We start from the raw sequence: 24,251 nt of genomic DNA, 5'->3' as shown, positions 1-24,251 counted from the left end.
TGCTTCTGGCGCAGTAGCAGCAACCAGCGGCTTGCCAATGCGGCTGGCAGCGCCGGGCAAGTCAAGTAAACTCGACGCGTAACCAGCAATCTCAGGGAGTGAAGCATGAGCATCGTCAGCGAATTCAAAGCCTTTGCCATGAAGGGCAACGTGGTCGACATGGCCGTGGGCATCATCATCGGCGCGGCCTTCGGCAAGATCGTCAGTTCCTTCGTCGGCGACGTGATCATGCCGCCGATCGGCCTGCTGATCGGCGGGGTCGACTTCACCGACCTGGCCATCACCCTCAAGGCCGCCGAGGGCGACCTGCCGGCCGTGGTGCTGAGCTACGGCAAGTTCCTCCAGACCATCCTCGACTTCATGATCGTCGCCTTCGCCATCTTCATGGGCGTCAAGGCGATCAACAAGCTCAAGCGCGAGGAAGCAGCCGCCCCCGAGGCCCCACCAGCACCGACCAAGGAGCAGGAACTGCTCGGCGAGATCCGCGACCTGCTCAAGGCGCAGCAGGACAAGTAGGTCCTGCCCGCAAAGCCCCATACGGCGCCCTTTGGCGCCGTTTTTCGTTGCGCCGGCCCTGCCCTGCGCATCCCGGCTCGCTTACCAATAATTTTCCACTGCCACCTGCCCCGGCCGGCGGGTCAGGCTCAGCTGCAGGTCGCGGGCCTTCAACAGCTGGCGGGTGTCTTCAATCATCTGCGGGTTGCCGCAGAGCATGATGCGCGAGTGAGCCGGGTCCAGCGCCAGGCCGGCGGCGCGCTCCAGCTCGCCAGTTTCGAGCAGCGTGGTCACCCGGCCATGCAGGGCACCCGGCAGCTGCTCGCGGGTGACGGTCGGCAGGTAGGTCAGCTTGTGGCCGTACTCGGCCAGGTAGTCGCGCCGGGGCAGTTCGTCGATCAGTTGCTGGTAGGCCAGTTCGCTGGCCGTGCGCGCACTGTAGACCAGGACGATGCGCTCGAAGCGCTGCCAGGCCTCGAAGTCCTGCAGGATCGAGAGAAACGGCGCCAGCCCGGTGCCGGTGCCGAGCAGCCAGAGGTCGCGGCCGTCGGCAAAACGATCGAGGGTGAGGAAGCCGAAGGGCTGCCGGTCCACCAGCAGCGTGTCGCCAGCCTTGAGCCGGCTCAGCTCGCTGGTGAACTCGCCGCCCGGCACGACGATGGAGAAGAACTCGAGGAAGTCGTCATGGGGCGCCGAAACCATCGAATAGGCGCGCCAGACGATGCAGCCACTGGCCTTGCGCACGCCGAGGCGGGCGAACTGGCCGGCGCGAAAGCGCAAGCCTCGATCACGGGTGCAGCGCAGGCTGAACAGGGTCGGCGACCAGACCTTGACCTCGGTCAGCGTCTGACAGGTGAACTTGTCTTCGCTGGCAGTCATGACGCACTCCTCTAACGGGGTGGACTACCAGTCTCGCGCAAAGCGCGGCGGACAAACACCGCCAGATCGCAGGGTTTAAGCGCGCCACGCGCTTCGTGAGAGCGGCTTTAGCCGCGATAGACGCCTCCGAGCTGCGCGGCTTTTCGCGGCTAAAGCCGCTCCCGCAAGGGCGCGGGCAGCCGCCATTCGCCTGCCCGCCCATCGCGCCTCAAGACATTTGCCGCCCCATCCCGGACAATGCGCCGGTTGCCACAGCGCCTTGCCGACCGACTATCGATGCCCATTTTCGCCACGCCCTTCGCCCAGCTCGACCTGATCCGCCAGCCCGAGATGCCCAACGAGCCGTTGCAGGCCTTCGATGCGGCCGACGAGTACCTGCTCAACCACCTGCACGAGCAGGGCCTGAGTGCCGATACCCGCGTGCTGCTGCTCAACGACGGCTTCGGCGCGCTGGCGGCCAGCCTGGCGCCGCACTGCCGGGTGACCAGCAGCGGCGATTCGCACCTGGGCCATCTGGCCCTGCACAAGAACCTGGCGCGCAATGGCCTGGCGGCGGACGCCGTCACCTTCGTGCCGGCCAGCGAGACGGCTGCAGGGCCGTTCGACCTGGTGCTGATCCGCGTGCCCAAGACCCTGGCCCTGCTGGAGGAACAGCTGATCCGCCTGCACGGCCGGCTCGCCCCCGGCGCCCGGGTGATCGCCGGGGCCATGCTCAAGCACCTGCCGCGCAGCGCCGGCGACCTGCTGGAGCAGTACATCGGCCCGGTGCAGGCTTCGCTGGCAGTGAAGAAGGCGCGCCTGCTGAGCGCCACGCCGCAGGCCAAGCCGGCGCCGACCTCGCCCTACCCGACCCGCTATCTGCTGGAAAAACCCAGGCTGGAACTGAGCAACCAGGCCAACCTGTTCTGCCGCGAGGGCCTCGATATCGGCACCCGCGCCTTCCTCCCGCACCTGCCCAAGAGCCTGCTGCCGCTGCGCGTGGCCGACCTCGGCTGCGGCAACGGCGTGCTCGCCATCGTCTACGCCCTGGGCAACCCCGAGGCGCAGCTGACCCTGGTCGACGAGTCCTACATGGCCGTGCAGTCGGCGGCCGACAACTGGCGTGCGGCCTTGGGTGAACGCCCGGTGCAGATCCGCGCAGGCGACGGCCTGGCCGAGCAGCCGGAGCAATCGCTGGACCTGGTGCTGTGCAACCCGCCCTTCCACCAGCAGCAGGTGGTCGGCGACTTCCTCGCCTGGCGCATGTTCCAGCAGGCCCGCGCGGCGCTGGTGACCGGCGGCGAGCTGTGGATAGTCGGCAACCGTCACCTCGGCTACCACACCAAGCTCAAGCGCCTGTTCCGCGGCGTGGAGCAGGTGGCGGCGACGCCCAAGTTTGTCATCCTCAAGGCGACCCGCTGACAGCAAGACGCCGCCGGCAGCACCCGGCTGCCGGCGGCGTCGCGCCACTCAGTAGCGATAGGGTGGCCCGGCCTTCTCCATCAGCGCGTTGTACTGCTTGAAGATCTCCACCACCTTGGCGCAGCGCGGGCTGGTCTTGGCGATCTCTTCCCAGAACTTGTGCGCCTCGTCTTCCACCGTCTTCCACTCCTCGGCGGGGATGGTGGTCAGCTTGAGCTTGTCGCCTTCCACCCGCAGCTTGGCCTCGCCGCCCCAGTACCAGTGCTGGCGGTAGTAGTGCGAGCTGTCCATGCACAGTTTGAACAGGGTCTTGAGCGGGTCCGGCACCTCGGCCCACTTGTCCGAGTTGGCGAAGTAGGAGCCGATCCAGGCGCCGGAGATGTTGTTGGTGAGGAAGTACTTGGTGACGTTGGCCCAGCCCACCGTGTAGTCCTCGGTGATGCCGGACCAGGCGATGCCGTCCAGCTCGCCGGTCTGGATCGCCACCTCGACGTCCTCCCAGGGCAGGGTCACCGGAATGATGCCGAAGCGGGTGAGGAACTTGCCGGCGGTGGGGAAGGTGAAGATGCGCTTGCCCTTGAGGTCGGCCAGCGACTTGACCGGCTCCACGGTGGCAAAGTTGCACGGGTCCCAGGAACCGGCGCCGAGCCAGGTCACGCCCTTGACCTCGGCGTAGGCCTCCTCCCAGATCTTGCGCAGGCCGTACTGCTCGAACAGCACCGGCACATCCAGGCTGTAGCGGCTGGCGAAGGGGAAATAGCCGCCGAACACGGCGATGTCCACCGGCGCGGCGATCGAGTCGTCGTCGCTCTGCACCGCATCGATGGTGCCCTTCTGCATGGCGCGGAACAGCTCGCCGGTCGGCACCAGCTGGTCGGCGAAGTACAGCTGGATTTCCATCTGTCCCTCGGCGACCTTGTTGAAGGCCTCGATCGAGGGTTTGATCACATGCTCGGCCAGGGCCGCACCGGCGTAGGTCTGCAGGCGCCAGGTGATCTTCTTCGGTTCGGCCGCATAGATATGCGCCGCGCCCAGGGCCGCGGTGCCGACCGCGCCCCCCGTGACGGCGGCGGTTTTCAGGAAGTTGCGTCTCGTAGTCATGCTGTCATCTCCAAGGCTGTCGACTCAGATGCCAAGCCTGCGCATCGTTGCGGGCCGGCCGGCAGGGCCCGTCCCGTTTTCCAGGTCAGCGCGCGCACAAGAGACAACCGGAGGCGCCGCCCCGAAAGCTAGAAAGCGTTCAACGCCCGTAGTGCCACTGCGGCAACCACAGGGCGATCTGCGGGAAGATCATCACCAGCACCAGGGTCAGCACCATGACCAGGACGAAGGGGGTTACCGACGCATAGATGTCGCGCAGGTTGATTTCCGGGGGTGCCATGGCCCGCATGAGAAACAGGTTGTAGCCGAATGGCGGGGTCATGTAGGCCATCTGGCAGGTGATGGTATAGAGCACGCCGTACCACACCAGGTCGAAGCCCAGGCTGCCGACCAGGGGGATGTACAGCGGCGCGACGATCACCAGCATGGCGGTGTCGTCGAGGAACATGCCCATCAGGATGAACGACAGCTGCATGAGGATGAGGATTTCCCAGGGCCCCAGGCCCAGGCTGCCGACGAACAGGTTCTCGATCGCCTTGACCGCGCCGAGGCCGTCGAACACCGCGCCGAAGCACAGGGCGGCGAGGATGATCCACATGAACATGCAGGTGATGACCAGGGTCTTGCGCAGGGTGTCTTCCATCACCTGGCGGCTCAGCCGGCCCTTGACCAGGGCCGCCAGCAACGCCGACACCGCGCCCACCGCCGAGCTTTCCACCAGGCTGGTGTAGCCGAGCACGAACAGGCCGGTCATGGCGAAGAAGATGAACAGCGGGATCAGCCCGGCGCGCAGCAGGCGCACCTTGTCGCCCAGGCTGATCTGCGCGCGTTCCTCGGCCGGCAGCGCCGGGCCCATGCTCGGTTTGATCCAGCAGCGAATGACGATGTAGAGGATGAACAGGCCGGCCATCAGCAGGCCGGGAAATACCCCGGCCAGCCACAGCTGGCCGACCGGCTGGCGCGCGATCATGCCGTACAGCACCAGCACCACGCTGGGCGGGATTAGGATGCCCAGCGCGCTGCCGGCCTGGATCACCCCGGTGACCATGATCTTGTCGTAGCCGCGCCGCAGCAGCTCGGGCAGGGCGATGCTGGCGCCGATGGCCATTCCGGCCACGCTCAGGCCGTTCATCGCCGAGATCACCACCATCAGCAGGATGGTGCCGATGGCCAGCCCGCCATGCAGCGGCCCCATCCACACATGGAACATGCGGTACAGGTCTTCGGCGATGCCCGATTCGGAGAGCATGTAGCCCATGAACACGAACAGCGGCAGGGTCAGCAGCGGGTACCACTTCATCAGCTTCATCGCCGCACTGAACGGTAGCTCCACCCCGCCATCGCCCCACAGCAACAGGGCCGCCGCCGCCGCGACGAAGCCGATGGCGCCGAACACCCGCTTGCCGGTGAGCAGCAACAGCATCATCGAGGAGAACATCAGCAGGGCGATGGGCGACTCGCTCATTCGATAGGTTCCCCGCGGATGTGGGCCAGGTCCTTGAACAGCGTGGCAATCGCCTGCAGCAGCATCAGCGCCACGCCGATGCACATCACCACCTTGATCGGCGCCATGCGCGGCGACCAGGCCGAGTAGCTGGTCTCTCCGTACTCGAAGGCATACCAGGTCGAGGAGATGCCGCCGTACAGCAGCAACACCAGATAGAACAGCAGAAAGCCCACGGTCAGCACATCGACCCAGGCGCGGGTGCGCAGGGTCCAGCGGCTGTACAGCAGGTCCATGCGCACATGGCCGTCGAGCTGCATGGAGTAGGCGCCGCCCAGCAGGAAGTAGGCGACCATGAGGAACTGCGCGAGCTCCAGGGTCCAGATCGCCGGTTCGAACGCCACCTTGCTCAGCGAGGAATAGAACAGCACGCCGAGGATGGCGAAGATCAGGTACATGGCGCCGCGACCGACCACGCGATTGACCCGCTCTACCACGCGCACGTATCCGCGGATTGCCTTGTGCATGAACCTGCCCGCCGAGTTGTCCCTATCTGGCACAGCCTAGACCAGCTTCGTCACTTGCCAACCTGACCGCCCAGGCAGGCGCGGAAAATCGACTAGAGTCAGAAGCATCCCGCCCGCGGGATTCGCTCACGCACAGCACAAAAACAACAGGCCGCGGTAGCGGCCGCGCATGCGGAGATCTGCGATGACTGCCCCACTCACCCTGGCCCAGCTGCGCCAACACGCCGAAGCCGGCACCGTCGATACCGTCCTGGCCTGCATGGTCGACATGCAGGGCCGCCTGATCGGCAAGCGCTTCCAGATCGAGTTCTTCCTCGACAGCGCCCACGAGGAAACCCACGGCTGCGACTACCTGCTGGCCGACGACATCGACATGGAGCCGGTGCCCGGCTATGCCGCCGCCAGCTGGAAACGCGGCTACGGCGACTTCGTGTTCAAGCCCGACCTCTCCACCCTGCGCCTGGTGCCCTGGCTGGAGGGCACCGCCCTGGTCCTGTGCGACGTCCAGGACCACCACCACCAGGACCTGCCGCACAGCCCGCGGGCCATCCTCAAGCGGCAGATCGCCCGCCTGACCGAGCGCGGCTACCAGGGCATGTTCGCCTCCGAGCTGGAGTTCTACCTGTTCGACCAGAGCTACGAGAGCATCCACGCCCAGCACTATCGCGAGCCGCGCACGGCCAACTACCACATCGAGGACTACGGCATCCTGCAGACCATCCGCGACGAGCCGGTGCTGCGCGCCATCCGCAAGCACCTGCAGGCGGCCGGCATCGCCGTGGAGAACTCCAAGGGCGAATGGGGCCCGGGCCAGGAAGAAATCAACGTGCGCTACGCCGACGCCCTGACCATGGCCGACAACCACAGCCTGATCAAACACGCCTGCAAGGAGATCGCCCTGCTGCAGGGCAAGGCCATCACCTTCATGGCCAAGTGGAACTACAACCTGGCCGGATCCAGCAGCCACGTGCACAACTCGCTGTGGAGCCTGAAAGGCAACAAGCCGCTGTTCTTCGATGCCAAGGCCGAGTTCGGTATGTCCAAGCTGATGCGCCAGTGGGTCGCCGGCCAGCTCAAGTACGCCAGCGACATCACCTACTTCCTGGCGCCCTACATCAACTCCTACAAGCGCTTCCAGGCTGGCACCTTCGCCCCCACCCGCGCGGTGTGGAGCAATGACAACCGCACCGCCGGCTTTCGCCTGTGCGGCGAAGGCGGCAAGGGCATCCGCATCGAATGCCGCATCGGTGGCGCCGACCTCAACCCCTACCTGGCCTTCGCCGCGCTGATCGCCGCCGGCCTGGCCGGCATCGACGAGCAGCTGGAGCTGCCGCCGCCCTTCTCCGGCGATGCCTACGAACACGAGGAGCTGCCCGAGGTGGCCAAGACCCTGCGCGGCGCCACCGCTGCCCTGGCCCATTCGACCATGCTGCGCGCGGCCTTCGGCGACGAGGTGATCGAGCACTACCTGCACACCGCGCGCTGGGAGCAGTCCGAGTACGACCGCCGGGTGACCGACTGGGAGCTGCGCCGCGGCTTCGAACGCTATTAGCCGGGGGAGAGACCGATGAGCACGATTCGCCTGATTTCCCCGGTCGACGGCAGCCTGTATGCCGAACGCCCCCATGCCAGTTCCAGCCAGCTGGAGCAGGCCCTGGCCGAGGCCCGGCAAGCCCAGCGCGCCTGGCGCGAGCTGAGCATCGAGCAGCGCGCCGGCTACTGCCTGAAGGCGGTGGAAGCCATGCTGGCGATGGCCGACCAGATAGTCCCCGAACTGGCCTGGCAGATGGGCCGCCCGGTGCGCTACGGCGCCGGCGAGCTGCGCGGCTTCGAGGAGCGCGCGCGCTACATGGTCGGCATTGCCGCCCGCGCCTTGGCCGACGTGGTACCGCCGCCGAAGGACGGCTTTCGCCGCTATGTCCGCCGCGAGCCGCTGGGTACGGTGCTGGTCATCGCGCCGTGGAACTACCCCTACCTGACCGCGGTGAACGCCATCATCCCGGCGCTGATGGCCGGCAACGCCGTGCTGCTCAAGCATGCCAGCCAGACCCTGCTGGTCGGCGAGCGCTTCGCCCTGGCCTTCGAGCGCGCCGGCCTGCCCCACGGGCTGTTCCGCAACCTGGTGCTGGACCACGGCCAAACCGCCACCCTGATCGCCTCCGGGCATGTGCAGCAGGTCAACTTCACCGGCTCGGTGGAAGGCGGCCGGCTGATGGAAAGCGCCGCTGCCGGGCACTTCATCGGCGTCGGCCTGGAACTGGGCGGCAAGGACCCGGCCTATGTGCGCAGCGACGCCAACCTGGCCCACGCGGTGGAGAACCTGGTCGACGGCAGCTTCTTCAACTCCGGGCAGAGCTGCTGCGGCATCGAGCGCATCTATGTGGACAAGGCGCTGTACCCGGCCTTCGTCGAGGGTTTCGTCGAGCTGACCAAGCAATACGTATTGGGCAACCCGCTGCAGGAGGCCACCACCCTCGGCCCGCTGGTGCGTAGCGCGGCGGCCGAGTTCGTTCGCGGGCAGATCGCCGAGGCCAAGGCCAAGGGCGCCAAGGCGCTGATCGATGCCAGGAGTTTCGCCGCCGACGCGCCCGGCAGCGCTTATCTGGCGCCGCAGGTGCTGGTGCAGGTCAATCACGACATGGCGGTGATGCGCCAGGAAAGCTTCGGTCCGGTGGTCGGCATCATGCCGGTGACCGGCGACGCCGAGGCCATCGCCCTGATGAACGACAGCCCCTATGGCCTCAGCGCGGCGATCTGGAGCAGCGACCTGGACGCCGCCGAACAGATCGGCCGGCAGCTCGACACCGGCACCGTGTTCATGAACCGCTGCGACTACCTCGACCCGGCCCTGGCCTGGACCGGGGTCAAGCACAGCGGCCGCGGTGTCACGCTGTCCAGCCTCGGCTACGAACACCTGACCCGGCCCAAGTCCTTCCACCTGCGTCATCAACTCTGACCTCAGGGAGCCCGCCATGAGCAAGACCGCCAACTGGAACTACCCCACCTCGGTACGCTTCGGCGTCGGCCGCATCCAGGAGCTGCCCGAGCTGTGCCGCAGCCTGGGCATGCTGCGCCCGCTGCTGGTCACCGACCGCGGCCTGGCCAGCGCGCCGATCACCACCGCCGCGCTCGCCGCGCTGCAGGCCGCCGGCCTGGGCGCCGCCTGCTTCAGCGAGCTGAAGCCGAACCCGGTGGAAAGCAACCTGGCCGCCGGCCTGGCCGCCTACCACGCCGGCCAGCACGACGGGGTGGTCGCCTTCGGCGGCGGCAGCGGCCTGGACATGGGCAAGCTGATCGCCTTCATGAGCGGGCAAACCAGACCCGTATGGGACTTCGAGGATATCGGCGACTGGTGGACCCGCGCCGACCCCAAGGGCATCGCGCCGATCATCGCCGTGCCGACCACCGCCGGCACCGGCTCGGAGGTCGGCCGCGCCGGCATCCTCACCGACGAGCGCACGCACACCAAGCGCATCATCTTCCACCCGCAGATGATGCCGAGGATCGTCATCAGCGACCCGGCGCTCTCCGTCGGCATGCCGGCCTTCATCACCGCCGGCACCGGCATGGATGCCTTCGCCCACTGCCTGGAGGCCTACTGCGCACCGGGCTTCCACCCGCTGGCCGACGGCATCGCGGTGGAAGGCATGCGCCTGGTGGCCGGCGCCCTGGTGCGCGCGGTGAAGACGCCGGACGACCTCGACGCCCGCGCCGACATGCTCGCCGCCGCCGCCATGGGCGCCACCGCCTTCCAGAAGGGCCTGGGCGGCATGCACGCCCTGGCCCACCCGATCGGCGCGCTGTACGACACCCACCACGGCATGACCAATGCGGTACTGATGCCCTATGTGCTGAAGTTCAACCGCCGCGTGATCGAGGAACGCATTACCCGCCTGGCCGCCTACCTGGGCCTGTTCAACCCCGGCTTCGACAGTTTCCTCGAACTGGTCATGCACCTGCGCCGCGACACCGGCGTACCGCACAGCCTGGCCGAGCTGGGCGTGGACGACAACCAGACCGCGCTGATTGCGCAGATGGCGGTGGTCGACCCCTCCGCCGCCGGCAACCCGCAACCGCTCAGCGAGGCGGACTGCGCGACGCTGTTCAGCGCCGCACTCAAGGGGCAGTTGTAGTGCGCGCCCGGCGAAAACAGCCTGATCGGCAAGGACGATCCCGGCCGGACATGCCGCAGAAACCGCGGGGGTAGCACCTGCCCCGTGCAATCAAGTGGGGCACCTGACAGCTGCCGGGTGCGCCGGGCGCACCAGGGCCTGCGCGGAGCCGACGGTACGCACGCCGCACCCCGCCCGCTACTCCAGCAATTTCTTCAGCTCCTCGCTGAGCGGCATCGGCTGGAACGCGCCGACCCGCGCCCGGCCGCTGTTGCCGACTGGCACCCAGATCCGCGAGAACAGCAGCGCGGCGACGATGCGCGGCAGCTGGCCGAGCACCTCGCGCCAGTCGCGCGTTTGCCAGCCGGCGCGCAGCATCAGCCAGTGCGCTTCGGCATGGGCCAGGGGCAGACGCTGCCCGAGGATATGCGCCCGCTCCAGGCTGAGCAGCGCGGCCTGCGCCTCACCTGCCCGCAGGGCCCGCCGCGCCTCGGCGAAGGCTGCCGCCAGGGCGGCCAGGGCGGCGCTACGCATGGCTGGAATCCCGCTCCTCGCTGATCTCCTCGCGGGCATGGCGCAACACCTGGATCGCCGCGCTGATCGCCAGCGCTGCCATGATCGCCGCCACCAGCAGGTCCGGCCAGGCGCTGCCGGTGCCGAACACGCCCAGCGCCGCCGCCAGCACGGCCAGGTTGCCCAGGGCATCGTTGCGTGTGCACAGCCAGACGCTGCGCATGTTGCTGTCGCCCTCGCGGTAGGCATACAGCAGCGCCGCCACGCCGACGTTGGCCGACAGCGCCAGCAACCCGACCAGGCCCATGGTCGGCGCGCTCGGCACGCCGCCCTGCAGTTGCTGCCAGATGGTCGTGGCGAGCACGCCGACGCCGAACAGCAGCATGCACAGCGCCTTGAACTGCGCGGCCCGGGCACGCAGCAGCACGCCCAGGCCGAGCACCCACAGGCTGATGGCGTAGTTGCCGGCATCGCCGAGAAAATCCAGCGAGTCGGCCAGCAGCGACACCGAGCCGGCGCGCAGCCCGGCGCCGATCTCCACGGCGAACATGGCGAAGTTGACCGCCAGGGCGATCCACAGAATCCGCCGGTAGCGCCGCGAACGACTGATGTCCCGATCATGATTGCAGCAATGAGCGCCCATTTGGCTTCCCCCTGGTTCGGATGCAGACTAGGCTAAACCCTGTAGTCGCTACGGAGTCAAGCATGGACAAGCCTCTTACCATCGGCGCCCTCAGCCGCGCCAGCGGCGTCAATCTGGAGACCATCCGCTTCTACGAGCGCTCCGGCCTGCTGCCCGAACCGCAGCGCAGCAGCGCCGGCTACCGCCACTACCAGGCGATGGACGTGCGCCGCCTGCGCTTCATCCGCCGCGGCCGCGAACTGGGCTTCAGCCTGGAGGAAATCCGCAGCCTGCTGGATCTCGCCGCCCACCCCGACAGCCCCTGTGCCAGTGCCGACCAGATGGTGCGCGAACACCTGGAGACCATCGCGGCGCGCATCCGCGACCTGCAGAACATGCAGGCCGAGCTGAACAAGATCGCCGGCTGCCAGAGCGGCCACGCCGAACACTGCCGCCTGCTGGAAGCCCTGGACAGCCGCGACTGCTGCGCCTGACTGGCCGCCACGACAAATCCAGGGTGCACCGGCCGCCCACGCCTACATCCGCAAGCCAGGTTGAGTCATCCGCTGCATAGACCCCGTGTCCGATTGGCGAACACTGCGTTCACCAATGGCAACGGTGGCGGCGGCCAGCCATGCTAGGCTGGCGAACCTCGTTAGCCGCCTAAGCATCTCGCCGCCATGTCCGACCTTACCCTGCGCCAGCACAAGCCGTTCATGGCCTTCTGGCTGGCCCGCGTCTTCACCGCCAGCGGCTTCCAGATGCTTACCGTGGCCATCGGCTGGCACCTCTACCAGCTCACCGGCAGCGTGCTCGACCTGGGCCTGGTCGGTCTCGCCGAATTCCTCCCGCGCCTGCTGTTCATGCTGCATGCCGGGCATGTCGCCGACCGCTTCGAACGGCGCAAGATCGCCGCCGCCTGCCAGGGCCTGCAGGCTCTGGTGGCGCTGGCGCTGCTGCTCGGCAGCAGCACCGACAGCGTCAGCCGCGAGCTGATCTTCGTCCTGGCCTTCCTCCTCGGCCTGGCGCGCACCTTCGAGATGCCGGCGACCCAGGCGCTGCTGCCCAACGTGGTGCCGGCCGAGCTGTTCCCGCGGGCCGTGGCCGCCTCGGCCTCGGCCATGCAGGCGGCGACCATCGTCGCACCGGCCCTCGGCGGTCTGCTGTATGCCTTCGGCGCCAACTGGGTGTACGGCCCCGGCGTGCTGCTCTACGTCATGGCCTGCGCCCTGATGCTGGGCTTGAGTGCCAGCGGCCAGGTGCTGCGCAAGGAACGCGCCTCGCTGGAGTCGCTGCTGGCCGGCATTCGCTTCATCCGCAGCAAGCCGGACGTGCTCGGCTCCATTTCCCTCGACCTGTTCGCCGTGCTGCTCGGCGGCGCCACCGCGCTGCTGCCGGTGTTCGCCAAGGACATCCTGCTCACCGGGCCCTGGGGCCTCGGCCTGCTACGCTCGGCGCCGGCGGTCGGTGCGCTGCTGATGTCGCTGTGGCTGGCGCACTACCCGATCGAACGGCGCACCGGGCCGATCATGTTCGGCTCGGTGGCGATCTTCGGCGTGGCGACCATCGCCTTCGGTCTGTCCACCTCGTTCTGGTTCAGCCTGGCGGTGCTGGTGCTGCTGGGCGCGGCGGACATGATCAGCATGGTCATCCGCGGCACCCTGGTGCAGCTGGAAACCCCGGACGCCATGCGCGGCCGGGTCAGCGCGGTGAACGGGCTGTTCATCGGCGCCTCCAACCAGCTCGGCGAGTTCGAGTCCGGGGTCACCGCGGCCTGGTTCGGCACCGTGCCGGCGGTGGTCATCGGCGGCGCCGGCACCCTGCTGATCTGCGGCACCTGGATCAAGCTGTTCCCGAGCCTGGCGCGGCGCGACAAGCTGCACCAGGACCGGCCCTAGCGGCCTGTTTGGCTAATCCGTGCAGGCCACTAGCGGGACGCGGCTGCGCCGGTGAGCGTAGCCAGGGTCACGCGCAGGGTCGGGTAATTGCCGAGCGCGACAACCCCTTGCAGGCATCGCGCCGCCATGAACGCCAGGGGGCCCAGGGGATGTACTGCCCAGCACAGCAGCAGGGAGGCCCCGCTGCCGAAGAAGGCGATCAGTCCGACGCGCCGGTTCTCGCCGGCACCCAACAGGATGAAATTGGGCGCGACCTGCAACGCCATCAGCGTGCTCGCCAGAACGGCCAGCGCCAGCATCCTGCCATCGATATCGGACGCGCCCATCAGCAGCAACAGCACCCAAGGACCAGCCGCCAGCACCAGCAGCGCAATGCCGAGCACAGCCAACTGCATCAGCATCATCTGCTTGCCCAGCCGCGGCAATCGCGTGCCGGCCTCGGTCGCCCGCGCAATACGCCCAAGGCTCGGCTGAAGCAGTGCAGCAGGAACGATGAAGACGATCTGCGCCAACTGGACACACAGGCTGTAGTGCGCCAACTGGACACTGCCGAACAGACCGCCGAACAACAGCCGGTCAGCCACGCCGTACAACGCCGCGCCGCTTTGCTTGAGCCATTGCCAGCGACCGAACTCGAACAACGCCGCCAGCTCGCGGAAACATATCGTCGGCCATCTGCAACCAACGATTCCCAGAGCCTGTCTCGCCAGGACCAGGCGCAACGCTGCACGCGCTCCAGCCGTCAGCAGCATGACGCCGAGCAGCGCCTCGGCACTCCTGTCGAACAGCACTGCAGAGCCCACGGCAAGCGCATGGGCACTACGGAGCAGGAGATCGGATAAGGCAATCGTCCTTTCCCGCCCGGCGCCCCGCAGCGCCGCCATGACCAGGCTGTCCAGCGCTTCCAGCAGAAGCAGCAACGAGGACAATCTGAGAACGCCAGCGACCTCCGCTGGCGCGGCCATCGCGGAAAACGCCACCCGGCCAAGCCAGTCCGCCGCCGCGAACATCAGAGGCACCAGCAGCCCCCCCAGCAGCGCGGTGCTGAGCAATGCGGTAGAAAGGACCTTGCGGGCGCGCTCGGTTGAAACGCCCAGCGCAATGATCCGGTTGAGCGCACTCGGCAGTCCGAAGTTGGCCAGCACAGTGAATGCCGCGACGCCCAACCCAAGGGCAAGCAGACCGAAGCCGTGTGCACCGAGCTGGCGGAACAACCAGGCATTCAACAGTAGGGCTAAGAGCAGTGAGCAGGCCCGCTCGGCACCGATCCAGACCGAATCCTTGAGGGTGATCAGAGGCCTGCCCCCGGGCGCACCGACATCATCGGCCTAGCCTTCCAGGCCGCGATACCGCCTCAGCCGGCGGACATGCCCACCCGGCCCGATTCGCCAACGCCGAATCGCTGAACGGACCGAGCGCAGCCCTGCATTCGCGAGCATCCGCCGGAACAGAAGCAGGCCGGCGCGGAACAGCGCGGATGCCGTTGCGGGATGCTGCCGGAGCATGAAATCGAAGGCAGCATCGCGCAGGTAATACGGGTTCTGCGCAAGCTCTGCCGCAATCCGTTGCTGCGGTTGCACATCGCGTCGCTTGTAACTGTCGCGCCGAAGCCCGGAGGCCACCTTGGCCACGGTGGCGCGACCATTGCGCCGGGCTTCGCCGGCCAGGCGCGCCACGCGCTGGAAGAACTCCGCATCGGGCGGCAGGTAGATATCGCGCCAGTCCTTCCAGGGGCCAACCGCCTCCCAGAGCCTGCGGCTATGCAGTATGCCGGATGGGGTCACGGCGCTGTTGAGCAGATGGTACGACAGGGGCGCGGCCTGGCTGGCCAGCCCAGAGAGCTGGTGAACGGACACGGCCTCGTCGAACCACACGAGGGTGGCGCTGGCGAAGTAGCGATCCGATCCATCATAGGCCTCGACCAGGCGCTGCAGATGATCCGCGGCCCAGATATCGTCATGGCCAAGGTAGGCGATCAGCTCACCCCGGGCGCTGGCGATGCCAAGGTTGTTCGGCGCGCCCTGGCTGCCGCTGTTGCTTTCCCGGTTCAGCCAGCGAATCCGCGCATCACCAAATGAATGAACAACCTCCTCGCTGTCGTCGGTGCAGCCATCACCGACCACCAGCAGTTCCCAGTCAACCCAGGTCTGATGGAGCACACTGGGAATGGAACAACGAAGCGCTTCCGTCCAGTGGTAGGTCGCCATCACGATGGAGACGAGCGGAGCGCGGGTCATACGTCGAACGCCACATCCGGCGGCGAATCGATCGAATCTTCCCACCTGAACTTGTCCGGCTCGACGTAGTTGTAGAGATGCGTTGGCGCATTGACCAGCACGGCGTCACCCTGGCCGATGTTCTCGACCGCATGCAGCACGTAGGGCGGGATGATCACCAGCTTGCGCGCCTCGATGCTCAGGAAGATGTCCTGGCGCTTACGGAAGGTCGGCGACGAACGACGCGCATCGAACAGGGCGATACGTACGGTACCGCTCACCAGGAACTGACGGTCGGACTGGATCTTGTGCATAACCCAGCCCTTGCGGATGCCGGGCCGCAGGGTAAACAGATAGCACTGCGGGGTGTCTCGTTCGGCATCAGCCGAAACCCAATCCTGCCGCCAGATCTCGGTCAGCAGGCCGCGTTCGTCGATCTGCACGGCGGCAGGCCTGACCACCACCCCCTGAATCGGCGTTTCGAGTCGCTTACCGCTCAAATCGACTGTTTGTATGTCCTGTACACCCGACAACCCGCTGGCTGCGTGCATGAAGCCTCCTAGCTTTTTATGAGCACCACCCAGCGTTCATCCCCCGGCCAACGAGCAATCAAGGATCAAGCGGTGTGTCAAAGAAGGGCGCGATTCTGGCAGATGGCCATTCGGCACGACAAGGACGGTTCGTCTACTAGAAGCCCTCTCACAGGGCGCCTTCGACGCGCGGCAAGTGAGCGGCCTGCAGAAGAATGTTTGCGTCCTAATCGCCTCCATCAAGCAGCGCTGAAGGCAGCCTTGCCCGCAGGGTGCGCCGTGCGCAGCAGAGACCTGCACGTGGGTTGTGCTGCGCACAACGCCCCCTAGGCGTGACCGTCAACAGGTGCTCAGGGCACCAGCATCGCCTCGGCCACCGCCTTGCGCCGGGCCTTGCCGACCAGCTGCTCGACCAGGGTCAGGGCGAATTCCAGCGCGGTGGCCGGGCCCTGGCTGGTGATGCAGTTGCCGTCGACTACCACCGGCTGATCGACGAAGGTGCAGCCGGACAGGCGGTCGCTGAATGCCGGGTAGCAGGTCATCCGCCGCTGCTTGAGCACCCCGTAGCCCTGCAGGGCCAGGGCCGGGGCGGCGCAGATGGCGGCGAACAGCTTGCCGGCCTTGGCCTGCTCCTGGACCTTCTGCGCCAGCGGGCCGTGCTCGGCCAGGTGCTGGGCACCGGGCATGCCGCCCGGCAGGGCGATCAGGTCGAAGTCCTGGGCCAGCACGTCGATCAGCATGGCGTCGGCGGTGATCCGCGAGCCGCGGGCGCAGGTGAACATGCGCCGGTTCTCGATGCAGGCCACCAGCACTTCGATCTCGGCGCGGCGCAGCACGTCGATCAGGGTCACGGTTTCAATGTCTTCCACGCCGTCGGCGACGGCGATCAGGGCACGCAGGGTCATGGCGGTTCTCCTTGGCGGACGGCGACCAATGCTGTCCGTCCGGTCATAAATTCACCGTTGGCAGGTGAGCTGGTATGATGCGCCGCTTTTCCGGATCTGGCTCGAATCTGCCGGCGTTTTCCTTCACGCCGGCGGCCTTTGTGCTTTGCTTTCGCGCAGTCCGCACCTTACTTACGCACCGGTCTCATGGGAGCCAACATGCTGGAAAAGCTGTTCCAACTCAAGGCGCACGGCACCAACGTGCGCACCGAGATCCTGGCGGGATTGACCACCTTCCTGACCATGGCCTACATCCTCTTCGTCAACCCGGCGATCCTCGGCGAGACCGGCATGGACAAGGGCGCGATCTTCGTCGCCACCTGCCTGGCCGCGGCCATCGGCTCGGCGCTGATGGGCCTGATCGCCAACTACCCGATCGCCCTGGCGCCGGGCATGGGCCTCAACGCCTTCTTCACCTATACCGTGGTCCTGCACATGGGTCATAGCTGGCAGGTGGCGCTGGGTGCGGTGTTCATCTCCGCCACCCTGTTCTTCCTGCTCTCGATCTTCCGCATCCGCGAGTGGATAGTGAACAGCATCCCCTTGCCGCTGCGCTCGGCCATCGCCGCCGGCATCGGCCTGTTCCTCGCCCTGATCGCGCTCAAGGAAGCCGGCCTGGTGATCGCCAACCCGGCCACCCTGGTCGGCCTCGGCGACCTGCACGCGCCCGGCCCGCTGCTGGCGATCCTCGGCTTCTTCCTGATCGTCGCCCTGGAGGCCCGCCGCGTCACCGGCGCGGTGATGATCGGCATCCTCGCGGTCACCGCCATCGCCATAGCCCTGGGCGTCACCCCGTTCGGCGGCGTGCTGTCGATGCCGCCGTCGCTGGCGCCGACCTTCCTCCAGCTGGACATCATGGGCGCGCTGGACGTGGGCATGATCAGCGTGATCTTCGCCTTCCTGTTCGTCGACCTGTTCGACAACACCGGCACCCTGATCGGCGTGGCCAAGCGCGCCGGGCTGATGAGCAAGGACGGCCACCTGCCGAAGATGGGCCGCGCCCTGATCGCCGACAGCGCCGCGGCCATGGGCGGCTCGCTGCTGGGCACCAGCACCACCACCAGCTACATCGAGTCGGCCTCGGGCGTGGCCGCCGGCGGGCGCACCGGCCTGACCGCCTGCGTGGTCGCCGTGCTGTTTCTCCTCGCCCTGTTCTTCGCCCCGCTGGCCGGCACCGTACCGGCGTTTGCCACCGCGCCGGCGCTGCTCTTCGTCGCGGTGCTGATGACTTCGGGCCTGGCCGAGATCGACTGGGACGACATCACCGTCGCCGCCCCCGTGGTGATCACCGCCCTGGCCATGCCGCTGACCTTCTCCATCGCCAACGGCATCGCCTTCGGCTTCATCAGCTGGGTGCTGATCAAGGCCCTGGCCGGGCGCTTCAAGGAGCTCAACCCGGCCCTGGTGATCCTCGCCGCGATCTTCGTCATCAAATTCGGGTTTACCGCCAGCGCATGAGCCAGAACCGAGACCAAGCGGCCTACGCCGCCCAGCTGAACGACAAGGTCGCCCGCCTGCGCGAGCTGCTGGCGCCCTTCGCCGCCCCCGAGCCGCAAGTGTTTTCCTCGCCGGGCGAGCACTACCGCCTGCGCGCCGAGTTCCGCCTGTGGCGCGAGCAGGAAGAGCGCCACTACGCGATGTTCGCCGCCGGCGACAAGCACACGCCGATCCTGATCGACGACTTCCCCATCGCCAGCATTCGTATCAACGAGCTGATGCCGCAGCTGAAAGCCGCCTGGCAGGCCAGTCGGGCGCTGTCGTTCAAGCTGTTCCAGGTCGAGTTCCTCACCACCCTGGCCGGCGATGCGCTGATCACCCTGTGCTACCACCGCCCGCTGGACGCCGCCTGGCAGGCCGAGGCCGAACAGCTGGCAGCAAGACTGGGCGTCAGCCTGGTCGGCCGCTCGCGTGGCCAGCGCCTGGTGATCGGTCGCGACTACGTGCAGGAAGAAATGCAGGTGGCCGGGCGCACTTTCCGCTACCGCCAGCCGGAAGGCGCCTTCACCCAGCCCAACGGCCTGGTCTGCCAGCAGATGCTGCAGTGGGCCTTCGACGCCCTCGGCGAGCGCCAGGACGACCTGCTGGAGCTGTACTGCGGCAACGGCAACTTCACCCTGCCGCTGGCGACCCGGGTGCGCAAGGTGCTGGCCACCGAGATCAGCAAGAGCTCGGTGAATGCCGCCCTGGCCAACCTGGCCGACAACGGCATCGCCAACATCGAGCTGGTGCGCCTGTCTGCCGAGGAGCTGACCCAGGCCCTCAACGAGGTGCGCCCGTTCCGCCGCCTGGCCGGCATCGACCTGAAGTCCTACGACTTCGGCGCGGTGTTCGTCGACCCGCCGCGCGCCGGCATGGACCCGGACACCTGCGAGCTGACCCGGCGCTTCGACAACATCCTGTACATCTCCTGCAACCCGGAGACCCTGGCCGCCAACATCGCCCAGCTCAGCGACACCCACCGCATCGAGCGCTGCGCCCTGTTCGACCAGTTCCCCTGGACCCATCACATGGAAAGCGGCGTGCTGCTGCAGCGCCGGTAGGTTGGGTTGAGCGCAGCGAAGCCCAACGCCCGCTAACTCCGCTGCAACCCGCGCAGACACCAGAACGCCAACCCGGCCGAAACCACCTCGAACAGCATGGCGTAGAGGTTGAAGGTCTGTTGCGCGCCGCCGTCCAGCCACAGACCGGCCATGCGCGTCAGCGCCAGGGCGGCGTAGAGCAGCACCAGCAGGCTCAGCGCCGGACGCAGCAGGTCGAGGCGCGCCAGCGCCAGCAGCAGGTAGGCCGCCAGGCCCAGCTGCAGGCCGCCGTAGTAGGCGCGCACATCGGTGATCGCCGCCGGTGCCATCAGCAGCATGCCGCTGAAGTTGGCCAGCTCGTGCGGCTTGACCAGGTAGGCCAGGCCGAAGCCGGCCAGGATCAGGGCCTGCACGGCCAGGAAGATACGGGCGGACAGCATGGGGCAACCCTCCTCACAGTGGTGCCCCCGAGCATAGGCCCGGCACTCGCAGACTGAAACAGTCTGGCGCTGGGACTGTGCGCGGCGCGGCGTTATCCTGCCACCATCACCTTCCGGAGACTCCGCCATGCGCCGCCTGCTGCTCGCCACCACCCTGTTCGCCGCCGCCACCAGCCAGGCCGCGGAAACCATCAGCATGGATGTCCACCGCGACGCCAACTGCGGCTGCTGCAAGGCCTGGATCAGCCACCTGCGCGACAACGGCATCCAGGTCAACGACCATGTCGAAAGCGACATGAGCGCGATCAAGAGCCGCCTCGGCGTGCCGCCGCGCCTGGCCTCGTGCCACACCGGGGTGGTCGACGGCAAGTTCGTCGAAGGCCACGTGCCGGCCAGCGACATCCTCAAGCTGCGCCAGCGCCCCGACCTGCTCGGCGCCGCCGTGCCGGGCATGCCCCATGGCTCGCCCGGTATGGAAACCGGCACGGTGCACGCCTACCAGGTGATCGGCCTGGGCAAGGACGGCCAGGAACAGGTGCTGGCCGACTATCCGGCCGAGTGACCACGGGCTGGCGCCACGACCGCCTGGGGACGACACTAGCAACCCCGGACGGAGATAAGGAGTGCGGCCATGCGCTGGCAACGCGGTAGACGCAGCGACAACGTGGTGGATGCGCGCGGCGGTGGCGGCGGCATGCGCCTGGGCGGCGGCAAGGGCCTCAGCCTCGGCGGTATCGCCATCGTCGTGGTGGTCGGCCTGCTGATGGGCCAGGACCCGCTGACCATCCTCGGCAACGTGGTCAACCAGGGCGTGCAGCAGGGCGCCCCGGTGCAGGAGCGGCAGGCACCAAAGGCCAACGACCCGCAGAGCGAATTCGTCCGCGCCGTGCTGGGCGACACCGAAGACACCTGGCGCGCCCTGTTCCAGGCCGGCGGCAAGCAGTACCAGGACCCGAAACTCGTCCTCTTCAGCGGCGGCGTACGCTCGGCCTGCGGCTTCGCCGATGCTGCGGTCGGGCCCTTCTACTGCCCCGGCGACCGCCAGGTCTACCTCGACCTGAGCTTCTTCCGCGAACTGGAAACCCGCTTCGCCGCCGCCGGCGACTTCGCCCAGGCCTATGTGATCGCCCATGAGGTCGGCCACCATGTGCAGACCCTGCTCGGCGTCTCGGCCAAGGTCAATGCGGCGCGCCAGCGCGGCGAACGGGTGGAAGGCGACAATGGCCTGCTGGTGCGCCAGGAACTGCAGGCCGACTGCCTGGCCGGGGTCTGGGCCCACCATGCCCAGCGCCGCCTGGACTGGCTGGAGCCGGGCGATCTGGAAGAAGCGCTGAACGCCGCCAACGCCATCGGCGACGACCGCCTGCAGCAGCAGGCCCGCGGCACCGTGATGCCGGACTCCTTCACCCACGGCACTTCGGCCCAGCGCGAGCGCTGGTTCAAGGCCGGCTTCGAGCGCGGCGAAGTGGCCCGCTGCGATACCTTCAAGGCGGCACGCCTGTAACGCCTTGTAGGGTGCGCCGTGCGCACCATCGGCACCGTAGAAGCCCTGGTGCGCACGGTGCACCCTACAAACTCGCCGACTCCGCGCCGGCCTGCTGCTGGTAGGCCTTGGGCGACAGGCCGAACCAACCCTTGAACGCCTTGTAGAAGGCACTCGGTTCGCTGAAGCCCAGCTCGCGACTGAGTTGCTCGACCCGGCAGCCAGGCTGCGCCAGGCGCTGTACGGCATAGCTGCGGCGTACCTGAGCCAGTAGCTCGGAGAAGCAGCAGTCCTCTTCACGCAAGTGGCGGTGCAGGGTCTGCCGGCTGATGCCCAGGCGCCGCGCCACGCCCGCCACCGACAGCTCGCCGCTCGGCAAGCCACGCTCGATCTGCTGCAGCACCTGGGCGCGTACGCTGCGCTGCGCGGGCAACTGCGCCTGCATGTCGCTCACGCGCTGCTGCATCAGGCCCTTGAGATAGGCATTGGCCCCCGGCACCGGCAGGAGCAGATCGCTCGCCAGCACCTCCAGGTAATCGGAGTCCTCGGCGAAGCGCGCCGGCACGCCGAACACCTGCCTATAGATCGCCGGCGCCGCCAGTGGCGCATGGCGAAAACCCACCGCCTGCGGCACCAGCCGTACGGCGGTGAGCTGGCGCGCCCAGCACAGCGCCGAGCTGAGGCTGTGCTCGCTGGCCACGGCGTGGCCGAGCAGCGGCGCATTGAACAGGAAATGCACGCGCAGGCGCGCGCCGAGCGGCTCGACATGCAGGTTCTCGCCCTCGCTCATGACCGGGATGTAACGGCGGAACAACTCGATCGCCTCGCCCAAGGTGGCGCTCTGCGCGGCCAGGTGGGCGACTGGGCCGCGGGTGTGCAGGCCGCGCCGCTGACCGACCAGCAGACCGATTTCGGGGGGCGCACCGCGACTGATGGCGCACTGCCAGAGGTGCAGTGCCCAGCGCACCGGCACGCGCATCTCCAGGTCCGTCAACTGTTCCGGCGCGACGCCCAGCTCTTGCAGATCGTCCGGGCCGACCAGGCCGAAGCCCTGCAGCGACAGGTACAGATCGAGCAACTGCGAGGCGGTCGCGCTGGGAGTGTTCGCCAGCAGCATGGGCAATCCTTTCGCCAACCGAGGGAGTCCGATTGTGCGCGCCCCGTGAGACGAATTGCCAGTCCCCTGCTACCCCTGGCTATCAACAGCCGAGCAGCGACTGACTAGATTGAGCGGCAAACAACATCGAGTGCTTAGCACCGCCTGGAGTCCTGCACCATGAGTCATGCCGACCTGATCACCCTGCCCCGCCTGCTATCCCGTCTGCCCCGCCTGCTCGTCGATCTGCCAGGCATCGTCAAGGGCCTGCATATTGGCAACCGCAGCCGCGGCGCCTATCCCGTCAGCCTGGCCAGCTGCATTGAGACGGCGGCGCACGACAACCCCAACGGCGCGGCACTGATCCAGGACGACGAGCAGCTCAGCTACGCCGAACTCGAGCGCTGGACCAACCAGCTGGCGCACTACCTGCGTGCCCATGGCCTGCGCCAGGGCGACAGCGTCGCGCTGATGTTCGAAAACCGCTTCGAGCTGCTCGCCGGGGTCATCGCCTGCGCCAAGCTCGGGGCGGTCAGCGCGCTGATCAACAGCAGTCAGCGCGGCCGTGTGCTGACACACAGCATCAGGCTGGCGGCGCCGCGCATGGTGCTGGTCGGCGAAGAACTGTTCGCCGCCTTTGGCGAGGTCGCCGATGAGCTGGCACTGCCTGCCGAGGCCTGTCACTACTTTGCCGATCGCCCGACCTGGCGCGACCCGGGCGAGGCCCCCGCAGGCTGGCACAACCCGGCGGCCGAGCTGCACGCCTACCCGCTAACCGCGCCGCTGCTGGAGCGCGCGGTGCGCGCCGACGACCCCTGTTTCTTCATCTACACCTCCGGCACCACCGGTCTGCCGAAAGCCGTGGTGTTCAACCACGGGCGCTTCATGAAGGGCTACGGCGCCTTCGGTTTCGCCGCCGTGCGCCTGGGCCGCACGGACCGCATGTACGTCAGCCTGCCGTTCTACCACGGCACCGCCATGGTGGTGTGCTGGGGCTCGGTGCTGGCCGGCCAGGCGGCGCTGATCATGGTGCGCAAGTTCAGCGCCAGCCGTTTCTGGGACGAGGTGCAGCGCCACCAGGCGACCGCCTTCGGCTATGTCGGCGAGCTGTGCCGTTACCTGCTGGACCAGCCGCAACGCCCCGCCGACGCCGCCAACCCGATCCGGGTGATGGTCGGCAATGGCCTGCGCCCGAGCATCTGGCAGACCTTCAAGCAGCGCTTCGCGGTCGAGCGGGTAGTCGAACTGTATGCCTCCAGCGAGGGCAATATCGGCTTCACTAACCTGCTCAACCTGGACAATACCGTGGGCTTCTCGCCCTACCCCTACGCCATCGTCCGCTACGACCAGGAGCGCGAGGCGCCGCTGCGCGAGAACGGCCGCCTGCAACGCGTGGCCAAGGGTGAGGCCGGCCTGCTGCTGGGCAAAATCACCGAGAAATCGCCGTTCCACGGCTATACCGATGCACGCGACACCGAGCGCTGCATCCTGCGCGACGTGTTCGAGCCAGGCGATGCCTGGTTCAACACCGGCGACCTGATGCGCGACATGGGTTTCCGGCATGCCCAGTTCGTCGACCGCCTGGGCGATACCTTCCGCTGGAAAGGCGAGAACGTCTCCACCACCCAGGTCGAGGCGGTGCTCGACGCGGTGGCGCAGATCAGTGAAACCGTGGTCTACGGCGTCGAGATCGCCAACACCAACGGCCGCGCCGGCATGGCCTGCATCCGTCTGGCCTGCGCCCCGCAGGATTTCGACTTCCGCGCCCTGCTCGCGCACCTGCGCCAGGAACTGCCGGCCTATGCCGTGCCGCTGTTCCTGCGCCTGAGTGCGCAGCTGGAAACCACCGGCACCTTCAAGCACAAGAAGGCGCCGTTGAAGGAGCAGGCCTATGACCTCGACCGCTGCAGCGATCCGCTGTATGCCTGGCTGCCCGGCAGCGACTGCTACGTGCCGCTGACCCGCGAGCTGCAGGCGGCCATCGCCGCCGGCGTCTATCGCTACTGAAGAGTGCGGCTCTGCCCAACGTAG

Annotated in this window: 24 protein-coding genes; 12 read left to right on the top strand and 12 right to left on the bottom strand. The window is 67.5% G+C overall.

Features of this window, described 5'->3' with window-relative positions; all coding sequences use genetic code 11:
- The first annotated feature begins 105 nt into the window (after positions 1 to 105).
- Positions 106 to 516 carry a large-conductance mechanosensitive channel protein MscL gene (mscL, locus tag GV001_RS04115; RefSeq protein ID WP_160078385.1) on the top strand — a complete coding sequence of 137 codons (411 nt, stop codon included), beginning with the start codon at positions 106 to 108 and terminating at the stop codon, positions 514 to 516.
- An 81-nt stretch (positions 517 to 597) separates the two neighbouring features.
- Here mscL and GV001_RS04110 read toward each other — a convergent pair whose 3' ends face one another.
- Positions 598 to 1,374 carry a ferredoxin--NADP reductase gene (locus GV001_RS04110; RefSeq protein WP_160078384.1) on the bottom strand — a complete coding sequence of 259 codons (777 nt, stop codon included), beginning with the start codon at positions 1,372 to 1,374 and terminating at the stop codon, positions 598 to 600.
- A 276-nt stretch (positions 1,375 to 1,650) separates the two neighbouring features.
- On the opposite strand from GV001_RS04110, the gene GV001_RS04105 reads away from it, so the two are divergent.
- Positions 1,651 to 2,775 (top strand): class I SAM-dependent methyltransferase, encoded by a 1,125-nt coding sequence (locus GV001_RS04105; RefSeq protein WP_160078383.1) that lies wholly within the window; start codon positions 1,651 to 1,653, stop codon positions 2,773 to 2,775.
- Between the two features lie 48 nt (positions 2,776 to 2,823).
- Here GV001_RS04105 and dctP read toward each other — a convergent pair whose 3' ends face one another.
- The 3 genes from dctP to GV001_RS04090 form a co-directional block, all read right to left on the bottom strand.
- Positions 2,824 to 3,876, bottom strand: a complete 1,053-nt coding sequence (gene dctP / locus GV001_RS04100) for a TRAP transporter substrate-binding protein DctP (RefSeq protein ID WP_160078382.1) — start codon at positions 3,874 to 3,876, stop codon at positions 2,824 to 2,826.
- Between the two features lie 139 nt (positions 3,877 to 4,015).
- Positions 4,016 to 5,341, bottom strand: a complete 1,326-nt coding sequence (locus GV001_RS04095; RefSeq protein ID WP_160078381.1) for a TRAP transporter large permease subunit — start codon at positions 5,339 to 5,341, stop codon at positions 4,016 to 4,018.
- Complete coding sequence (locus GV001_RS04090) at positions 5,338 to 5,847, bottom strand: TRAP transporter small permease subunit (protein WP_160078380.1); 510 nt, start codon at positions 5,845 to 5,847, stop codon at positions 5,338 to 5,340. The genes GV001_RS04095 and GV001_RS04090 overlap by 4 nt, the downstream gene beginning before the upstream one ends.
- Positions 5,848 to 6,031: 184 nt before the next feature.
- Here GV001_RS04090 and GV001_RS04085 point away from each other — a divergent pair, with 184 nt between their 5' ends.
- The 3 genes from GV001_RS04085 to GV001_RS04075 are packed head-to-tail and all read left to right on the top strand — an operon-like array spanning position 6,032 to position 9,980.
- On the top strand, positions 6,032 to 7,399 hold the full coding sequence (locus GV001_RS04085) for a glutamine synthetase family protein (RefSeq protein ID WP_160078379.1): 1,368 nt from the start codon (positions 6,032 to 6,034) through the stop codon (positions 7,397 to 7,399).
- A 15-nt stretch (positions 7,400 to 7,414) separates the two neighbouring features.
- Entirely contained in the window at positions 7,415 to 8,803 is a 1,389-nt protein-coding gene (locus GV001_RS04080) for an aldehyde dehydrogenase family protein (protein WP_160078378.1), read from the top strand.
- 16 nt (positions 8,804 to 8,819) lie between these two features.
- Entirely contained in the window at positions 8,820 to 9,980 is a 1,161-nt protein-coding gene (locus GV001_RS04075; protein ID WP_160078377.1) for an iron-containing alcohol dehydrogenase, read from the top strand.
- A gap of 177 nt (positions 9,981 to 10,157) precedes the next feature.
- Here GV001_RS04075 and GV001_RS04070 read toward each other — a convergent pair whose 3' ends face one another.
- Positions 10,158 to 10,493, bottom strand: a complete 336-nt coding sequence (locus GV001_RS04070; protein ID WP_160078376.1) for a DUF3703 domain-containing protein — start codon at positions 10,491 to 10,493, stop codon at positions 10,158 to 10,160.
- Positions 10,486 to 11,115: a cation transporter gene (locus GV001_RS04065; RefSeq protein WP_160078375.1), complete on the bottom strand. Its 630-nt coding sequence runs from the start codon at positions 11,113 to 11,115 to the stop codon at positions 10,486 to 10,488. The genes GV001_RS04070 and GV001_RS04065 overlap by 8 nt, the downstream gene beginning before the upstream one ends.
- Positions 11,116 to 11,177: 62 nt before the next feature.
- Here GV001_RS04065 and GV001_RS04060 point away from each other — a divergent pair, with 62 nt between their 5' ends.
- Together GV001_RS04060 and GV001_RS04055 are read left to right on the top strand one after the other, a co-directional pair.
- Complete coding sequence (locus GV001_RS04060; RefSeq protein ID WP_160078374.1) at positions 11,178 to 11,588, top strand: MerR family DNA-binding protein; 411 nt, start codon at positions 11,178 to 11,180, stop codon at positions 11,586 to 11,588.
- A gap of 186 nt (positions 11,589 to 11,774) precedes the next feature.
- Complete coding sequence (locus GV001_RS04055; protein WP_160078373.1) at positions 11,775 to 12,992, top strand: MFS transporter; 1,218 nt, start codon at positions 11,775 to 11,777, stop codon at positions 12,990 to 12,992.
- A gap of 29 nt (positions 12,993 to 13,021) precedes the next feature.
- On the opposite strand, the gene GV001_RS04050 is transcribed toward GV001_RS04055, so the two are convergent.
- The 4 genes from GV001_RS04050 to GV001_RS04035 form a co-directional block, all read right to left on the bottom strand.
- On the bottom strand, positions 13,022 to 14,284 hold the full coding sequence (locus GV001_RS04050) for a lipopolysaccharide biosynthesis protein (RefSeq protein ID WP_256664978.1): 1,263 nt from the start codon (positions 14,282 to 14,284) through the stop codon (positions 13,022 to 13,024).
- Between the two features lie 36 nt (positions 14,285 to 14,320).
- Positions 14,321 to 15,229 (bottom strand): glycosyltransferase family 2 protein, encoded by a 909-nt coding sequence (locus GV001_RS04045; RefSeq protein ID WP_160078372.1) that lies wholly within the window; start codon positions 15,227 to 15,229, stop codon positions 14,321 to 14,323.
- Positions 15,226 to 15,759 carry a dTDP-4-dehydrorhamnose 3,5-epimerase family protein gene (locus GV001_RS04040; RefSeq protein WP_160078371.1) on the bottom strand — a complete coding sequence of 178 codons (534 nt, stop codon included), beginning with the start codon at positions 15,757 to 15,759 and terminating at the stop codon, positions 15,226 to 15,228. Before GV001_RS04040 ends, GV001_RS04045 begins: the two co-directional genes overlap by 4 nt.
- A gap of 329 nt (positions 15,760 to 16,088) precedes the next feature.
- Positions 16,089 to 16,643, bottom strand: a complete 555-nt coding sequence (locus tag GV001_RS04035) for a DJ-1 family glyoxalase III (RefSeq protein ID WP_160078370.1) — start codon at positions 16,641 to 16,643, stop codon at positions 16,089 to 16,091.
- Positions 16,644 to 16,841: 198 nt separating this feature from the next.
- Here GV001_RS04035 and GV001_RS04030 point away from each other — a divergent pair, with 198 nt between their 5' ends.
- Together GV001_RS04030 and trmA are read left to right on the top strand one after the other, a co-directional pair.
- The gene (locus GV001_RS04030; protein ID WP_160078369.1) at positions 16,842 to 18,140 is read left to right on the top strand and encodes an NCS2 family permease; all 1,299 of its coding nucleotides are present in this window, start codon (positions 16,842 to 16,844) and stop codon (positions 18,138 to 18,140) included.
- Positions 18,137 to 19,222: a tRNA (uridine(54)-C5)-methyltransferase TrmA gene (trmA, locus tag GV001_RS04025; RefSeq protein ID WP_160078368.1), complete on the top strand. Its 1,086-nt coding sequence runs from the start codon at positions 18,137 to 18,139 to the stop codon at positions 19,220 to 19,222. The genes GV001_RS04030 and trmA overlap by 4 nt, the downstream gene beginning before the upstream one ends.
- Positions 19,223 to 19,254: 32 nt before the next feature.
- Here the strand turns inward: trmA and GV001_RS04020 are convergent, their stop codons facing one another.
- Positions 19,255 to 19,641, bottom strand: coding sequence for a DUF4345 family protein (locus GV001_RS04020; protein WP_160078367.1), 387 nt, complete (start codon positions 19,639 to 19,641; stop codon positions 19,255 to 19,257).
- A 127-nt stretch (positions 19,642 to 19,768) separates the two neighbouring features.
- Between GV001_RS04020 and GV001_RS04015 the strand changes: the two genes are divergently transcribed.
- Both GV001_RS04015 and GV001_RS04010 read left to right on the top strand, forming a co-directional pair.
- On the top strand, positions 19,769 to 20,203 hold the full coding sequence (locus tag GV001_RS04015; RefSeq protein WP_160078366.1) for a DUF411 domain-containing protein: 435 nt from the start codon (positions 19,769 to 19,771) through the stop codon (positions 20,201 to 20,203).
- A 69-nt stretch (positions 20,204 to 20,272) separates the two neighbouring features.
- Positions 20,273 to 21,145 (top strand): neutral zinc metallopeptidase, encoded by an 873-nt coding sequence (locus GV001_RS04010; RefSeq protein ID WP_160078365.1) that lies wholly within the window; start codon positions 20,273 to 20,275, stop codon positions 21,143 to 21,145.
- A gap of 64 nt (positions 21,146 to 21,209) precedes the next feature.
- Here the strand turns inward: GV001_RS04010 and GV001_RS04005 are convergent, their stop codons facing one another.
- Positions 21,210 to 22,241, bottom strand: a complete 1,032-nt coding sequence (locus tag GV001_RS04005) for an AraC family transcriptional regulator (protein ID WP_160078363.1) — start codon at positions 22,239 to 22,241, stop codon at positions 21,210 to 21,212.
- A 159-nt stretch (positions 22,242 to 22,400) separates the two neighbouring features.
- On the opposite strand from GV001_RS04005, the gene GV001_RS04000 reads away from it, so the two are divergent.
- A complete protein-coding gene (locus tag GV001_RS04000; protein ID WP_160078361.1) occupies positions 22,401 to 24,227 on the top strand; it encodes a long-chain-acyl-CoA synthetase in 1,827 nt (608 codons plus the stop codon).
- The last annotated feature ends 24 nt before the right edge of the window (positions 24,228 to 24,251 follow it).

Source organism: Pseudomonas sp. 8AS, from assembly GCF_902506505.1.
GTDB lineage: Bacteria > Pseudomonadota > Gammaproteobacteria > Pseudomonadales > Pseudomonadaceae > Aquipseudomonas.
This window is presented reverse-complemented; position numbering and strand designations above follow the sequence as displayed.

Excerpts from the sequence above, each read along its gene's own strand:
- mscL (WP_160078385.1), top strand. The coding sequence starts at position 106 with ATGAGCATCGTCAGCGAATTCAAAGCCTTTGCCATGAAGGGCAACGTG.
- GV001_RS04110 (WP_160078384.1), bottom strand. The coding sequence starts at position 1,374 with ATGACTGCCAGCGAAGACAAGTTCACCTGTCAGACGCTGACCGAGGTC.
- GV001_RS04105 (WP_160078383.1), top strand. The coding sequence starts at position 1,651 with ATGCCCATTTTCGCCACGCCCTTCGCCCAGCTCGACCTGATCCGCCAG.
- dctP (WP_160078382.1), bottom strand. The coding sequence starts at position 3,876 with ATGACTACGAGACGCAACTTCCTGAAAACCGCCGCCGTCACGGGGGGC.
- GV001_RS04095 (WP_160078381.1), bottom strand. The coding sequence starts at position 5,341 with ATGAGCGAGTCGCCCATCGCCCTGCTGATGTTCTCCTCGATGATGCTG.
- GV001_RS04090 (WP_160078380.1), bottom strand. The coding sequence starts at position 5,847 with ATGCACAAGGCAATCCGCGGATACGTGCGCGTGGTAGAGCGGGTCAAT.
- GV001_RS04085 (WP_160078379.1), top strand. The coding sequence starts at position 6,032 with ATGACTGCCCCACTCACCCTGGCCCAGCTGCGCCAACACGCCGAAGCC.
- GV001_RS04080 (WP_160078378.1), top strand. The coding sequence starts at position 7,415 with ATGAGCACGATTCGCCTGATTTCCCCGGTCGACGGCAGCCTGTATGCC.
- GV001_RS04075 (WP_160078377.1), top strand. The coding sequence starts at position 8,820 with ATGAGCAAGACCGCCAACTGGAACTACCCCACCTCGGTACGCTTCGGC.
- GV001_RS04070 (WP_160078376.1), bottom strand. The coding sequence starts at position 10,493 with ATGCGTAGCGCCGCCCTGGCCGCCCTGGCGGCAGCCTTCGCCGAGGCG.
- GV001_RS04065 (WP_160078375.1), bottom strand. The coding sequence starts at position 11,115 with ATGGGCGCTCATTGCTGCAATCATGATCGGGACATCAGTCGTTCGCGG.
- GV001_RS04060 (WP_160078374.1), top strand. The coding sequence starts at position 11,178 with ATGGACAAGCCTCTTACCATCGGCGCCCTCAGCCGCGCCAGCGGCGTC.
- GV001_RS04055 (WP_160078373.1), top strand. The coding sequence starts at position 11,775 with ATGTCCGACCTTACCCTGCGCCAGCACAAGCCGTTCATGGCCTTCTGG.
- GV001_RS04045 (WP_160078372.1), bottom strand. The coding sequence starts at position 15,229 with ATGACCCGCGCTCCGCTCGTCTCCATCGTGATGGCGACCTACCACTGG.
- GV001_RS04040 (WP_160078371.1), bottom strand. The coding sequence starts at position 15,759 with ATGCACGCAGCCAGCGGGTTGTCGGGTGTACAGGACATACAAACAGTC.
- GV001_RS04035 (WP_160078370.1), bottom strand. The coding sequence starts at position 16,643 with ATGACCCTGCGTGCCCTGATCGCCGTCGCCGACGGCGTGGAAGACATT.
- GV001_RS04030 (WP_160078369.1), top strand. The coding sequence starts at position 16,842 with ATGCTGGAAAAGCTGTTCCAACTCAAGGCGCACGGCACCAACGTGCGC.
- trmA (WP_160078368.1), top strand. The coding sequence starts at position 18,137 with ATGAGCCAGAACCGAGACCAAGCGGCCTACGCCGCCCAGCTGAACGAC.
- GV001_RS04020 (WP_160078367.1), bottom strand. The coding sequence starts at position 19,641 with ATGCTGTCCGCCCGTATCTTCCTGGCCGTGCAGGCCCTGATCCTGGCC.
- GV001_RS04015 (WP_160078366.1), top strand. The coding sequence starts at position 19,769 with ATGCGCCGCCTGCTGCTCGCCACCACCCTGTTCGCCGCCGCCACCAGC.
- GV001_RS04010 (WP_160078365.1), top strand. The coding sequence starts at position 20,273 with ATGCGCTGGCAACGCGGTAGACGCAGCGACAACGTGGTGGATGCGCGC.
- GV001_RS04005 (WP_160078363.1), bottom strand. The coding sequence starts at position 22,241 with ATGCTGCTGGCGAACACTCCCAGCGCGACCGCCTCGCAGTTGCTCGAT.
- GV001_RS04000 (WP_160078361.1), top strand. The coding sequence starts at position 22,401 with ATGAGTCATGCCGACCTGATCACCCTGCCCCGCCTGCTATCCCGTCTG.